The 13,924-nt window shown below is 42.3% G+C and carries 17 protein-coding genes; 2 read left to right on the plus strand and 15 right to left on the minus strand.

What is annotated here, in order from left to right:
- Positions 1–61: 61 nt before the first annotated feature.
- The 11 genes from flhB to IWA51_RS06830 all read right to left on the minus strand — a co-directional run bounded on the left by flhB (position 62) and on the right by IWA51_RS06830 (position 8,431).
- Positions 62–1,156, minus strand: coding sequence for a flagellar biosynthesis protein FlhB (flhB, locus tag IWA51_RS06780; RefSeq protein WP_177528057.1), 1,095 nt, complete (start codon positions 1,154–1,156; stop codon positions 62–64).
- On the minus strand, positions 1,153–1,971 hold the full coding sequence (fliR, locus tag IWA51_RS06785) for a flagellar biosynthetic protein FliR (RefSeq protein ID WP_177528058.1): 819 nt from the start codon (positions 1,969–1,971) through the stop codon (positions 1,153–1,155). The genes flhB and fliR overlap by 4 nt, the downstream gene beginning before the upstream one ends.
- A gap of 18 nt (positions 1,972–1,989) precedes the next feature.
- Positions 1,990–2,259, minus strand: a complete 270-nt coding sequence (fliQ, locus tag IWA51_RS06790) for a flagellar biosynthesis protein FliQ (protein ID WP_177528059.1) — start codon at positions 2,257–2,259, stop codon at positions 1,990–1,992.
- Positions 2,260–2,273: 14 nt separating this feature from the next.
- On the minus strand, positions 2,274–3,116 hold the full coding sequence (gene fliP, locus IWA51_RS06795; RefSeq protein WP_177528060.1) for a flagellar type III secretion system pore protein FliP: 843 nt from the start codon (positions 3,114–3,116) through the stop codon (positions 2,274–2,276).
- Positions 3,117–3,120: 4 nt separating this feature from the next.
- Entirely contained in the window at positions 3,121–3,759 is a 639-nt protein-coding gene (locus IWA51_RS06800) for a flagellar biosynthetic protein FliO (RefSeq protein ID WP_198441873.1), read from the minus strand.
- A 22-nt stretch (positions 3,760–3,781) separates the two neighbouring features.
- A complete protein-coding gene (fliN, locus tag IWA51_RS06805) occupies positions 3,782–5,002 on the minus strand; it encodes a flagellar motor switch protein FliN (RefSeq protein WP_198441874.1) in 1,221 nt (406 codons plus the stop codon).
- Positions 4,999–6,033, minus strand: coding sequence for a flagellar motor switch protein FliM (gene fliM, locus IWA51_RS06810; RefSeq protein ID WP_177528063.1), 1,035 nt, complete (start codon positions 6,031–6,033; stop codon positions 4,999–5,001). Before fliM ends, fliN begins: the two co-directional genes overlap by 4 nt.
- Positions 6,034–6,052: 19 nt before the next feature.
- Positions 6,053–6,604, minus strand: a complete 552-nt coding sequence (locus IWA51_RS06815) for a flagellar basal body-associated FliL family protein (RefSeq protein WP_177528064.1) — start codon at positions 6,602–6,604, stop codon at positions 6,053–6,055.
- A gap of 81 nt (positions 6,605–6,685) precedes the next feature.
- Positions 6,686–7,408: a flagellar motor protein MotB gene (motB, locus tag IWA51_RS06820; protein ID WP_198441875.1), complete on the minus strand. Its 723-nt coding sequence runs from the start codon at positions 7,406–7,408 to the stop codon at positions 6,686–6,688.
- Between the two features lie 10 nt (positions 7,409–7,418).
- Positions 7,419–8,201, minus strand: a complete 783-nt coding sequence (locus tag IWA51_RS06825; RefSeq protein WP_177528066.1) for a motility protein A — start codon at positions 8,199–8,201, stop codon at positions 7,419–7,421.
- Positions 8,202–8,233: 32 nt separating this feature from the next.
- Positions 8,234–8,431 carry a flagellar FlbD family protein gene (locus IWA51_RS06830; RefSeq protein WP_177528067.1) on the minus strand — a complete coding sequence of 66 codons (198 nt, stop codon included), beginning with the start codon at positions 8,429–8,431 and terminating at the stop codon, positions 8,234–8,236.
- A 151-nt stretch (positions 8,432–8,582) separates the two neighbouring features.
- Between IWA51_RS06830 and IWA51_RS06835 the strand changes: the two genes are divergently transcribed.
- Both IWA51_RS06835 and IWA51_RS06840 read left to right on the plus strand, forming a co-directional pair.
- On the plus strand, positions 8,583–9,272 hold the full coding sequence (locus tag IWA51_RS06835; protein ID WP_177528068.1) for a response regulator transcription factor: 690 nt from the start codon (positions 8,583–8,585) through the stop codon (positions 9,270–9,272).
- On the plus strand, positions 9,269–10,681 hold the full coding sequence (locus tag IWA51_RS06840; protein ID WP_177528069.1) for a HAMP domain-containing sensor histidine kinase: 1,413 nt from the start codon (positions 9,269–9,271) through the stop codon (positions 10,679–10,681). Before IWA51_RS06835 ends, IWA51_RS06840 begins: the two co-directional genes overlap by 4 nt.
- Here IWA51_RS06840 and miaA read toward each other — a convergent pair.
- The 4 genes from miaA to IWA51_RS06860 all read right to left on the minus strand — a co-directional run bounded on the left by miaA (position 10,629) and on the right by IWA51_RS06860 (position 13,751).
- Positions 10,629–11,588, minus strand: a complete 960-nt coding sequence (miaA, locus tag IWA51_RS06845) for a tRNA (adenosine(37)-N6)-dimethylallyltransferase MiaA (protein WP_198441876.1) — start codon at positions 11,586–11,588, stop codon at positions 10,629–10,631. The two genes, IWA51_RS06840 and miaA, sit on opposite strands and share 53 nt — an antisense overlap.
- Complete coding sequence (locus IWA51_RS06850) at positions 11,572–11,772, minus strand: DNA-directed RNA polymerase subunit omega (RefSeq protein WP_177528071.1); 201 nt, start codon at positions 11,770–11,772, stop codon at positions 11,572–11,574. Before IWA51_RS06850 ends, miaA begins: the two co-directional genes overlap by 17 nt.
- Positions 11,773–11,892: 120 nt before the next feature.
- Positions 11,893–12,315, minus strand: a complete 423-nt coding sequence (locus tag IWA51_RS06855) for a (deoxy)nucleoside triphosphate pyrophosphohydrolase (RefSeq protein ID WP_198441877.1) — start codon at positions 12,313–12,315, stop codon at positions 11,893–11,895.
- A gap of 110 nt (positions 12,316–12,425) precedes the next feature.
- Positions 12,426–13,751, minus strand: coding sequence for an ATP-binding protein (locus tag IWA51_RS06860; protein WP_198441878.1), 1,326 nt, complete (start codon positions 13,749–13,751; stop codon positions 12,426–12,428).
- Positions 13,752–13,924: the final 173 nt, after the last annotated feature.

The raw sequence follows: 13,924 nt of genomic DNA on the forward strand, positions 1-13,924 counted from the left end.
TGAGTCCCCACCCACCGAATCAACAGTCCAACTGCAGGCAGCAGATTTGTTGCTTCATTAACTATTTTTTATTTTGATTCTTGTCCATATAACCGATCTGTGCATAAACGGTCGCAATGGCGCGAAGATAATCTTGGGGTATTATATCACCAACTTCGGTATCTGTATAGAGACCTCTGGCAAGCGGACGGTTCTCTACAACGGGAACATCATTTTCTGCAGCGATTTTTTTCATTCTCATTGCGGTAAGATCTTCACCTTTTGCAGTAACCTGTGGAGCGTCGGAATTTTCCCTTACCCACTGGAGCGAAACGGCATAATGCGTAGGGTTTGTAATAACCACGTCGGCTTCTTTTACCGCGCGGGGCATACTCTGCTTTAGCATATCACGCTGGGCAGTTTCGAGATGGCTTTTAACTTCGGGGTCTCCTTCCATCTCCTTGAATTCCTGCTTTACTTCCTGCTTTGACATTTTCATGCTTTCCAAAAACTGCCGGCGCTGCACAACATAGTCAACAATGCCTATCGCAAGAAGAACAAGAGCTGTAACAACAAGAAGCTTTGCTGTCATGGAACCTATCTGACGCAATGCAAGTTCCGGGCCGCCTGTTCTGAGCATGGCAAGCGTATCATCCAGATCGGAACGTATCATTGTCCATGCAATAACAGCAATAAGTACTACTTTAAGAATGGACTTGGCCACATTGAAAAGCCCTTCACGCGAAAAAAGAGTCTTTTTGAAATACTCGCCGAATTTTGGAACGATCTTTGAAAACTTGGGCTCAATAGTTTTTGTAGTAAAAAGAAATCCCCTGTTCTGGACAAGATTAACCGCAACGCCCGCAACAATTCCCGCAATGCTTATAGGAAGGACCATCATTAAAAGATAGCGAAAAAAAATCATATAAAGAGCAGCACCTGAAACATTGTCAGAAGAAGCCCTGGTAAAATAAAACAGAAGTATTTCCCTGAATTTTCTTTCCATCCAGGGTGCTGCAATAATCAGAACAACAATTGCAAAAAGATAAACGACAATTCCGTTAAGTTCCTGACTTTTTGCAACACGCCCCTCTTCACGTGCCTTGCGGAGTTTATACTCTGAAGGTTCCTCTGTGCGCCCTTCATCTTCGGCGGCAAACCACTGCAGGTCAATCATACACTTCCGCCCAGCTTAAGAAAAAATTTTTCGAGTTCGCGGAAACCTTCTGCAAAACACGACACAAAGAATTCGCACAACTGCGGAACAAGGGTCACAATAATATAGAAAGCTGTAAGAATAAGAATTGGAAAACCTTCTGACAGAAGATTCATCTGCGGTGCGGCTTTTGAAAGAATACCCATCGTTACGTTTATAAGAAAAAGTGTTGCCATAATGGGCAGGGCTATAACAAGCGCATCCCTAAACAAAAGGGTAAGTCCGCGTGTCATAAAAAGTGCAATTGTGTTTCCGCTTTCTATAATAGAAAAAACATTCAGGCTTTTGAAGCTTGTCTCGAGTGCACCGGCAAAAAGTGTTGCAAACCACCTGTTTTGCAAAAAAATAAGCATTGCAACAAAGTTAAGAAACTGTCCCATAAGAGGATTTTCAACCTGGCTCAAAGCATCATAAACTTCACTGGCACTGAATCCCATCTGAAAGGCAAAAAACTGTCCGGCTGTACTGAAGGCAGCAAAAATAATCTGAATAAAAAAACCCATCACAATACCGATGAGCGCTTCCCCAAGAAGAAGAAAAACATATTCAAGGCTAAAGTTCCCTGAAGAGGAAATATATGTTGAATAGGAACTATATGCACCCGAAGCAAGTGACATCCGCGGAAAAATAAAACAAGCCAGACCGCCTGCAAGTGCAATCTTTGCCATTTTTGGAACAGTTTTTGAAGAAAAAAGCGGAAGAGTCATTATAAGCGCAAAGCACCTGGCTGCAACAAGAAGAAAAACGGGCGCTCCAGCAACAATATCATTCAGCATAGATTACAGCCCGGAAAGTCAACCTGTCACACGCGGAATTGCACGCAGAATATCGGCAAAATAATCACCCGCCTGTGAAAGCATCCATGCACCAAGAAGTGCAATTACAAGAAGAATAGTTACAAGCTTCGGAAGAAAAGTAAGAGTCTGTTCCTGAATAGAAGTCGTAGCCTGAAAAATGGCAACAATAAGTCCTATAACAAGGGCCGCACCAAGAACAGGGGCACAGAGTTTAAGAACAAGAAAAATTCCCTGCTGGATAAGCATAAACATTTCGCCGTTACTCATCTATTCCTCCTGCACTACTGAAGAATGGGCCTTATACTGCTGAAAAGATTCTGTGTAAGAAGACCCCAGCCGTCCACAAGAACAAACAAAAGCAGCTTGAACGGCATGGAAATCTGTACAGGCGGAAGCATCATCATACCCATACTCATAAGAATACTGGCAACAACCATATCAATTACAATAAAAGGTAGATAAAGCATTATTCCGATTTTAAAGGCAACTGTAAGTTCATTGAGAATATAAGCCGGAATCAGAACGTATGTCGGAACAGTACTCAAATCGTTAGGACGCCCAAGACCGGCCATTTTCATAAACGAACCGATATAGCCGCCGTCGGAAGGCAGCTGCCTGTACATAAACTGGCGCATTGGGGTTTCGGCATTGGTAACGGCCTGTTCCAAAGTAATTGCATTGTCGGAAAGCGGCTTGAACGAATTGTCATAAACAAGTCTGAACGTAGGCCACATGCAAAAAAGAGTCATGAACAAAGCTATTCCATTAAGAACTGCCGTAGGAGGAACCTGCTGGAGTGAAAGAGCCCTCTTTATAAAGTCAAGAACAATTGAAAACCGCAAAAAACAGGTCGTCAGAATAAGAATGCTGGGTGCCAGTGTCAGAAGCGTAAGCAAAAGTAGAAGCTGAACGCTGAACGCAACTTCACTTCCCGACCTGGGGGCTGTGGCACTGAAGGTTATATTAGGAAAATCAAGGCCTGTCATGCGCCTGTCCATTTCTGTACGCCCGGATGTACTGCCTTCGGGAAAACCGCTGTTCTGTGAAGACTGGGCAGAAACGGTCATTGAGCACATAAAACCTACAAGAACGGCTGCAAACACGCGCAGCAGATTTTTTCGCATTCTGTTATTCCCCGTCCCTTTTTTTTTCTTCTTTTGGAAGATGTTTACTTCCGAGTGAATCTATCATGTCATCTGTAGAAGAATCAAATACAGAAGCATTTTTTTCTTTTCTTGAACTTGAACCGGGCATAAAAATATCAAGAACTTCGGCAAAATTACGCGGCTTTTTTGAAGAAGTCTTTTTGTCATTATAAAGGTTCATTGCATCAACAAGGTCTTTGTCATCAATTTTGTCTATAAGATTTACACCGGACTCAGAAACGCCCAGCATATAGGCCTTGTCAACAAGAGTTACAATATGAACGGACTTGCCCGGAGACAATGTAACGCCTGCAACATTTCTTAGAAAAGTATCATCATCAGCAGCCGGCGCACCGCTTTTTCTGAGGAATTTAAAAACAAACCAGACAGCGGCCACAACCAGGGCAAGTACCAGAACCATGCGCACCAGTACCCATGCACCTGAAGAAGAAGATTCATTCTGTGCCAAAGCTGAAGTTCCGTTGTAATCAAAAGTAAGTGTCGTCTCATCGGCAGGAACTCTTTCTGCGGAACCTGTCTCCTGCGCAAAACAGAAGGCAAATCCCGACAGAAGAAGCAGAAGTACAATTTTTTTTACATTTTTAACAAAGAAAAATTTCATTGAATTCCGCACCTGCCTTGACTCAGATTGAAGACGCAACATGATCCATTGCCGGAAGAATCTCTGTAACACGTACGCCGAAACTTTCGTCAATAACTACGACTTCTCCCCTGGCTATGGTTTTATGGTTTACAAGAATATCAACAGGTTCACCGGCAAGTTTGTCAAGCTCAATAATTGTTCCTTCGCCGAGTCCAAGTATATCTTTTATTGTCTTTTTGGTGCGGCCAAGTTCTACGGTCATTTCCATGAAAACGTCCATGATAAGACCAATATTGCCCTGCTCGCCACTCGGAACCGACTGCTGGAAGTTGGGGAACTGAAGTGCCTGTACGCTTGGAGGAGTCTGCATCTGCTGCATTCCCATCATTGGCTGCTGCATACCCATCATCGCATTCTGCTGCATTCCCATATTGGGCTGCCCCATTCCCATCATAGGATTCTGCTGCATTCCCATATTAGGCTGTCCCATACCCATCATCGCACTCTGCTGCATTCCGGCCGGATTCTGTGCACCCATCATAGGCTGCTGTGAGAAACCTGCCGCAGCTGCCATAGAAGCCGCAGACATGTCAGGAGAAGCTGCCTTCTGTGTTCCGCCGCCAAGAGCCTTTGCCATTCCTTCTGCAACAGAACCGCCGACTGCTTCCCACAAAGTAAAGGGCTCACCGTCAAGGGTTCCGGAATAAGTAAACAGGGCAAATGTCCCCTGCGGTATTCTGATCATTGCCTTGGGCTGGTTGACTGCTTCTGGCGGGTTTGTTGCAAGACCGGGAAGTTTTCCATCTTTGCTGAGTTCAGTAATTTCTGCACCTGAATGTGAAGATATAACTTCTGAAACAACAGAAAGTCCCATGTCATCAAGGGCAGGATTTTCTTCCTGATTGATAAGTGAAACAAGCTTTGTTGCAAATTCAGTAGACATCAAAAAGAGGTGGTCACCCGTAAGCCCTGCAGAATAGTCGGCCATTACCGCAACAACAACTTCAGGCAGGCGAGCCAAAAGCTCATCCCTTCCGAGTGCGTCAACAGTTGCACCGTCTACAATGACATCTTTCTGTGTCATGCTCTTTATGATTTCTGCCAGTTTTCCCTTCATTCCGTCAGAAAATTTCTGAAGGGTTGCTGTATCTATGTTCGTATCCGGTACAGAGGAAAATGAACCTCCCGAACCGAGACCGCCCATGTCAACACCGGACAACAATGCGTCAATTTCTTCCTGAGATATAGATCCTTCGCTCATATGGTTTCGTCTCCTTCTGGGGTTAATTCCTCAAAGTCTTCATTTTCATGCTCTTCGATTTTGCCTATTATTTGTACGGCCATTTTTTTGCCCACAACTCCGGGCTGGCAGTAGAATTTCTTTTTGCTGCCTACGCTCAGAGTCAGCGGCTCTCCGACCCTAATATTATCAAGTCTTACAACGTCCCCTATGCGCAGTGCAAGAACATCCCTGATGGGAACGTTGATTGAACCTATGTCTGCCACAAGTTCCATTTCTACATCGGCAAGCTTTTCTTTAAGGGTTCCAAGATACTGTGTAGTAGAACTTCTTCTTACCGAACTGAACCAGAACTGCGATGACAGTTTTGAAACAATCGGCTCTATTGTAATGTAAGGAATACATATGTTCATCATTCCTGCTTCCTCACCGATTTTGATTTCGAGGGTTACAAGAATGACCATTTCGTTGGGCGGAACAATCTGCGCAAACTGAGGGTTTGTTTCTATCTGCTGCAGACGCGGTCTGAGGTCAATAACCTGTGTCCACGCTTCCCTCATATTTGCAAGAATTCTTACGATAATACCTTCCATAACGGACTGTTCAATATCTGTAAGGTCACGGTTTACTTTTCCGCCGGTATCTCCCGAGCCGCCAAAAAGACGGTCAATGATTATAAACGTAATTTCAGGCGCAATCTCAAGAACTGCATTACCCTTAAGAGGGTCCATATTGATTACTGCCAGCGTTGTAGGCGTTGGTATGGAACGGATAAATTCCTCGTAGGTAAGCTGGTCAACTGACGCAACATGAACGTGAACAAGTGTACGAAGCTGTGCAGAAAGGCTGGTTGTAGTAAGACGCGCAAAAGTTTCGTGCATATTCGAAACAGTACGTATCTGTTCCTTTGAGAACTTGTCAGGTCTGCGGAAATCATAAATTTTTATTCGACGGGTGTCATTAACCGGCTTATAGTCATCGGCTTCACTGTCACCGGAACTTATAGCCTGAAGCAGCTGGTCAATTTCATCCTGGGAAAGAACTTCGTTCATGCCTTAAATCCACCCTGCATCACTGTTGAACAATATCCTTCGCCGTAAACCTTACGTCGCGGATCCGCGAACTGCTTAAAATATCATCATTTATCTGGTCACGTATCTGCTGGCGCAAAACTTCTTCATTTTGCGGTCTGAGTTCTACAGCAAGTTTTTCAGAGAAAAATCTTCTTAAAAAATCTATAATCTCTATTCTTCTTGCCGTTATTTCTGCAGATGCAGCCTTGTCATCCTTTTTGTAACCAAGTGCAATTGTAACACTTACGCTTGCAGGTACAGGGTCGCTTGTAGAAGTTCTTATCTGGTCAAGTGAAGTATACCAGTCGTAAGTTTCCCTCTGTACCGTATATTCTTCACTGTAGGGAATAACAGTCTGTGACCTACCGCCTTTGTTAAGGACAATGGTTGTAATAACAACAATTGTAACGATAAGAATTACGGCAGCAATTCCGATAAGTATAAACTTCAGAAGCTGGGTAAAAGCACCCTTTGCGCCACTGTTTTTTGTTGCTGTGCCGCCACCAAGGTCTTCTCCACCCAAATCATCAGCTGCGTTTTCATCTGCCATAGATTCCTCCGTATATTATTTAAATCCTTACTTTTTTATCGGTATTTTTAAATTTTACCTTAGCATTGAATTGCAGTCAAACTAAAAATGACCGTCATCCAGAATAATGACATCCACACGGCGGTTGTATGCCCGTCCTTCTTCGGTGTCATTACTGAGTTTTGGCCTTGTGTTGGCATAACCGGCTATTGAAAACTGATTTTCGTCAACGCCAAAGTCGCACAGGTAATGCAGAACATTTGCGGCTCTTGCTGCAGAAAGTTCCCAGTTGCTTGCATAAGGACCTCCTGCCGCAACAGGAGTATTGTCTGTATGTCCCTCTATGCGCCAGCGCTTTCCCTTGACTTCGGGAGCCGAAAAAAACGATGCCAGTTTCATGAGCATATCACGGGATGCTGCTATATTAAGTTCTGCACTGCCGCGCTCAAAGAAAGTGTCCGAAGCAAGCGAAATAATCAGACCGCGTTCGTCACTTGTAATTGTAATTTTGTTTGACTTTACCTCGGGCGCAAAACTGCTTATGGCTTTTTTCATTGCAGGTCCTAAAGCCTTGCCCTTTTCTATAGAAGGAAGAGCACTCACTATATTGCCGAGGTCTGCAAGAGTTCCGGGACTTACAGAGATTCCGCCGCCGGGATTATTGTTTGAAAGCGAAGCTGCGAGTGCTGCCATCTGAACGGCATCTGACTCTGAAGGATCGTAAAGCATAACAAAGAAGCAGAGCATGAGTGTAATCATGTCTCCGTAGGTTCCCTGCCACGCGGTTGATGGTTTTGCAGGCTCTTTCTTTTCTCTTTTTCCCATCTAAAACACCTCAGTCTTTAAGAACGTCAGCCTCAATGGACTTGCGCGTTTTGGGATCAAGATAGGTAAGAAGCTTTTGTGCCAGAATACGCGGGTTGTCTCCCGACTGGATTGAAAGTATTCCCTCAAGAATCATCTCTTTTGAATTCATCTCGCATGAATTCTGCCAGATGAGTTTCGCAGCAAGAGGACCAAACAGCCAGTTTGCAAGCATTGATCCGTAAAGTGTCGTAATAAGGGCAACAGCCATGTTGGGACCAAGAGAACTTTTATCTTCAAGGTTATTCAACATACCGATAAGACCGATAACTGTACCCATCATACCAAAACCAGGAGCGTATCCGGCCCATTGTATAACAATATTTGCCCATTCCATGTGGCGGCTTTCTGCCTGTGCCATTTCGTTTTCAAGGATTGCCCTTATCTGCGAGCCGTCGTTTCCGTCGACCATAAGTCTGAGCCCCTCCTTAAGGAACGGGTCATCAAGATCATCAAGACCTTCTTCAAGGGCAAGGATTCCTTCACGGCGGGCCTTTTCACTCAGTGCAACCATATTCTGCACGGCATTCTTTTCACCGTAATCGTATGTTTTGAAACACCTTCTGATAATACCGAAAATTCCCACAGCCTCATTCATAGGCGCACAAATCCAGAGCGAAAAATAAGATCCTCCGATTGTAACGAATATTGACGGAATATCAATAATACCCATGATGGATCCACCTGAAGTGAAAACACCGACCATCATCATGGCAAGTCCGCCGACGAAACCTATAATTGTTGCTATATCCATTCAACGCTCCTGAACAAATTACCCAAAAACCCTTAGTCATCCTGCGAGTTTATGCCGATTTTTTTACGGTATTCAACTATGCGGGAAATTATCTCTTCGGGGGTTTCCTTCACGACAACACTCTTTCCTGAAAGCATTGTCAGAGTAAGATCCGGCCTGCACTCCATTGTTTCAATCTGATGCGGATTAACCCAATATTTTTTTCCGTTTAGCCGGGTAACTTCTATCATATCTTTATATAATGTACGGTATTGGCATAACCGTCAAGTAGGTTTAGCGCAATTTCCAATTAATTTGTTCAACATAAAATTCTGTTATTAAACGTTGAATATAACAAGAATAATATTGTTTTTACATCAAAATGGGATTAACCTTGAAAATATGAAGAATGAGATATTGATTATTGAAGACGTTCCTGAAATGTCACAGCTTATATGCATGTATCTGGAAAACTCCGGTTTTTCTACAACAGCCTGTGAAAATGCAGAAGCAGCACTTGAAAAGCTTTCTACCGGCTACCTTCCCGACCTTGTACTTCTGGACCTGAATCTTCCCGGAATGAGCGGTTTTGACTTTCTCAAAAAGTTCAGGGGTGAATACAAAGCTTCAATTCCTGTAATAATCGTTTCGGCAAGAGACGCAGATGAAGATATAATTGCCGGTCTTGGTTTCGGAGCGGACGAATTTGTTACAAAGCCGTTCAGTCCCAAAGTTCTTGTGGCAAGGGTACAGGCAAAACTCAGCAGACTGAGCGCAACAGAGGCTACAGTAGAAGAAACGCTCCAGTTTGGCCCGTACATGCTTTTCTGCAACAGTTGCGTACTTAAAAAAGGAAACCAGAAGATTCCTCTTTCTGCAAGGGAATACGATGTTCTGGAATACCTTGTTCGCCATGCAGGAGAGCCTGTAAGTCCCGAAGTAATTTACAACAATGTCTGGAAAACACAGTACGGTGACATAACTGCCGTTGCAGTTTACATCCAGAGACTCAGAAAAAAGATTGAAGACGATCCTTCAAGACCAAGATACATTACAACAATGTTCGGAATGGGATACAGATTCGATAAATGAAAATAAATTCGCAGTTCACGATTCTTATTGCAGGAATTCTATGCCTGCCGCTTCTGTGCATGCTGGTGCTTCCGGTTTACATGTACATGACTTCATCGCAGCGCTACCTTATGCAGAATTACAACGAAATGAGAAACGTGAACCTGCAGAATTTAAGCGACAATGACTGGAACGAGATGAAAAAGCATCTCGAAAACACTCCCCCGAACACGCAGATTTTAATTTACTACAATGACACCGCAATTATTTCCAATATGAAGGAGATAAAAAACGGAGCAAGACTAACCTCTGACAATCTGTTTGACTTTGTTCGTTCAACAAGCGGAATTTTTGACTACCAGTTCCGTGCAATATGTTTTGAAAGCAATGATTCAACAGGAAGGGATAACAACAAAGGTCTTGTCGTAAGCCGCTACCCCATTGCCGGTAACAAAACAAAGCACAAACTGCCATTCTTCTTTCTGCCGATGTTCCTGTGCCTGATTGCATTTGAATCGTTTACAGTAATAATCGTAATTAAAATTTCAAAGTCAATTTCTGTTTCTATTCAGGATCTTGAAAAATCAATGCAGAAAATTGCCGACGGCGAACTTGATACCAAAATAGATATTCCCAAAAAAGGCCGGCGCTCGAACGAAATTACGTCTCTTATGGAAAACCTTGAACGCATGAGGGTTTCACTCAAAGACAATCAGGAAAGGCGCACAAAATTCATAATGGGAATAAGCCACGACCTAAGGACACCGATTGCGCTTATAAAAGGATATACCGAAGCCATAACCGACGGCGTTGTAAGCGACATGGACAGCATTAAAAAAGCACTTTACATAATCCACTCAAAAACCGACCAGTTTGAAAACATGATCAACGACCTTATAAATTACGTTAAACTCAGCAGCACGGACTGGAGAAAAACACTTGAACCGACAAGCCTTGAAGCCGTAATGAATGATTATGCAAAGAGCCTTGGACTTACTGCAGATGTATACAACAGGGGTATTTTTACTGAAGTCAAAATAGATCCGGAACTAAAAATTCCACTGGACAGAAATCTTTTTAACCGTATGTTGGAAAACCTCTTCAGCAATGCACTGCGCTACACAAAAGAAGGTGACTCTATTACCGTAAGCGGTGTACAGACAAAAGATGACGTACGCATAACTGTAGCCGACACCGGATGCGGAATAGCACGCAAAGATCTTGACCACATTTATGACCTTTTCTACAGGGGAACAAGTTCACGCCGCGAAAAAGGATTTGGAATTGGTCTTTCTGTCGTTAAGACAATTGTTGACACAATGGACTGGAAAATTCAGGTTGACTCAGAAGAAGGCGAAGGAACAGTATTTACGATAATTATTCCGCTTTCGCAGCAGAACGAAAAAAAAGCTTTAGTTCAAACTGTATAGCCTCTTCATCATCTGCACTGAATGTCTTTGCACCGGGAATTCCACGCATAAAGGTGTACTGTTTTTTTGCATAGTGCCTGCTGTCGAGTTTTATACGCTCTTTTATTTGTGCGGTGTTCAGGCCAGGTATAAAAAATTCACTGTACCCTATTGCCTTCATTCCGGGTGAGTCTGCTCCGTAACCTTTTTTTACAAGGGACCGCACTTCATCTTCAAGTCCTTCACTGAACATTTTTTCTACACGCTCATCTATTCTTGAAAAAAGTTCTTCCCTGGGACGGGTTAAAATAATTGTAAGAAAATCATATTGTTTTCTTGGTTCGGACGGAAGAGCAAACGAACTTAACGGACGGCCGCAGGTATAATAGACTTCGAGTGCGCGCAGAATTCTGTAGTTGTCATGGGGATTTATTCTTTTTGCTGACACGGGATCTGCGATAGTAAGTTCTGCATATAGGGATTGTGAACCTGATGATTCAAGACGCTGTTTGAGAGACTGTCTTATTGCAGGGTCGCTTGCAGGAGTTACAGGAAGTCCGAGCAGAAAATTTCTTATATAAAAGCCGGTGCCGCCTGCCAAAACGGGTATTTTTGAGCGGGAATATATGTCTTTGCACGCGCGGTCTGCATATTCAATAAACTCGCCTGCCCCAAACTGTTCTGAAGGGTCTGCAACATTTACAAGATGATAGGGAATCTGTTCCATTTCACCGGCGGAAGGTTTTGCGGTTCCGATGTTCATGCCGCGGTAAACGGACTGACTGTCTGCACTGATTATTTCTGCGCGGTCTTTAAAAACAGCAAGGCCGCCCTTACCGAAAGTTTTCTCGATTAAGGCGGTCTTTCCGCACGCAGTTGGTGCGAATATTACAACTACCGGTATTTTAGTGTCAGTTCTTGGGCGCATCGATGCGGTACTGGACTTCTCCGGTAAAGAGCTGTCTGGCGGCAAGGCTTACTACCTTTCCGTCGTTCTCGTCTACAAGAGGATCCTTTATCATGGCGAGCTGATACGCACGGCGGCTTGCGGCTACCGTAATTTCGTACATTCCGCCCTTAAACTTTACCAATTCTTCAAGTGGAAATATCATTTTTATTACCCCTCTATATAAGTCTGAATATTATAGCATTTTAAGAAAGATATGTCTATATGAAAGATGACGCAGAACCAGACGTCATGTTTTGGAAAAGATGCGTCTTATTGTGAAACTTCAATTGAATAATGCATTTACCTTATCCAGAATGAGTTCATCTGCAGGGAGCCATTTTACAGTTTTCAAATTGTCTGCATTCAGCCATTTTGCATCTTCGGCTTCAAGCAAAGTAAGTTTTCCTTCGACAAGTTCACATCTAAAACATTCCATTTTTAAATGGAACTTGGGATAGTCCCATTCAACAGTCTGTATTTTTTCATGAACTTTAATTTTTGAATCAAGTTCTTCATGAATTTCGCGGATTAAAGCTTCTTCTGGAGTTTCAATTTCGTTGCCTGATTCATCGTGCTCGATTTTTCCGCCGGGAAATTCCCACCAGCCTTTGTAGTCTCCATAACCGCGGGCTGTTGCAAAAACTTCTTTTGTTCCGTCATCGGTTGTTCTGAAAATTACAGCTGCACTTACGTGAATATTTTTCATTTTGTTTCCTCTTCAATTTATTTTTTTGTAATTCTTTCCAATTCGACTGTAGAATGGGCATCAACTCCATAAATGGATGAGCAATATTCATTTCTCCTATTTTAAAATATTTACATATCTTCCATGCTTAAGCCTACAATATTAAATGTAAATCCGCTGACCTCAGATTTTGCAATAGCCTTAAAATTCTCAGTCTTCTTTTCCAATAAATCCATATCAAGCTTTTTTGCCTGACGCTTTACTTCATATACATCGCAGGTCTTTTCCAATTCATTTACTGCAATTATATCAATTTCATTTTCGCCTTTACGGTCCCACCAGCCGCCAATTCTTGTAAGCTCCTTTTCCTCGTTTATTTTTGCTGTGAAATACTGTTCCAGTGTTTTTCCTGTGAAAGTTTCATAATCCCGGAGAATTATTTTTTTCAGCAAATCAAGCTGACCAAGTTCAATAAGGCTTTGGTTTGCATTTATAAATCGGAAATAAAAACGTAAATAGCAGTCTGTAATCTGCCATCTGGCATTGCGGCTTTCTGACTTTGAAAAAACAGGTTTAATTGGTTTTATGACATTGAATTTTTCAGCAAGATTTGTAAGATAGGCTCCGGTATTTTTTTGAATTACTGAATCAATTTCATTCTGAGCAGTCAGTCCCCGTGAAATCAATGCAAGAATTGAAAAATAAACTCCGTAGTCTTTTCCAATTTCTGATACAAGAATATCCTTACCGTCAATCAGAAATGGGGAAGTGATACCGGTAACATAGTCAATCATTTTTTCTTTTGTTACGCTGCCGCTTTCCATGAGAAGAAATATATATTTTGCAACTCCACCGGAAAGCATATAAAGGCAAAGAAGATCTTCGCTTGTATATGACGGATTAAAATCAGACAATATCTTTTTGCAGACAGAAGGAGTAAAAGGCTTAAGATTGATTTTTGCCGTAGAACGGCCAAAGAGAGGTTCCTTTGAATCTTCAAAGATTTTTATCATCATTGAATAAACAGAACCGCAAACTATGAGATTTATTTTTGATTGGTCTTTAGCGGCATCCCAGATATTTTGCATCTGGCTGAAAAAAGAAGAATTGATTGATTGCAGATCCTGAAACTCATCAATTACAAGAATAAAATGTTCCTGCTTTGAATAGTTCATAACCTGCTCAAAAAGGTCTGCAAGTTTAGTAATTTTTCCGAATATATTTAATCCAAGACTGTCAGACAAGGCTTTCTGCCACTGCTCACACAAGATGGTCTCTGAACTGCGGCTTGTAAAAAGATAGCAGCTTTTCTTATTGCCGATAAACTTCTTAAGCAATGCAGTTTTACCAATACGGCGGCGACCTGTCATAACAGTGAAATTAGCCGTTTTCATAGAATTAGTTTCTATCTGTTCAAGAGCTTTAAGTTCATCCTTACGGTCATAAAATTTAGACATATCGCCTCCAGTATTTTAATAGTTATTAATTTAATGGCTATTAAAATAATAACATACAATATGTTTTTTTTCAATCCTATTTCTCCTTAATTGGCGCAACGTTGTGACTTAAAAGATATGTATTGAAAAGTGTATACAAAAGAAATTGATGCTGTAAAGAGTTCAGCATGACA

This window comes from Treponema peruense, assembly GCF_016117655.1.
GTDB classification, from domain to species: Bacteria; Spirochaetota; Spirochaetia; order Treponematales; family Treponemataceae; genus Treponema_D; species Treponema_D peruense.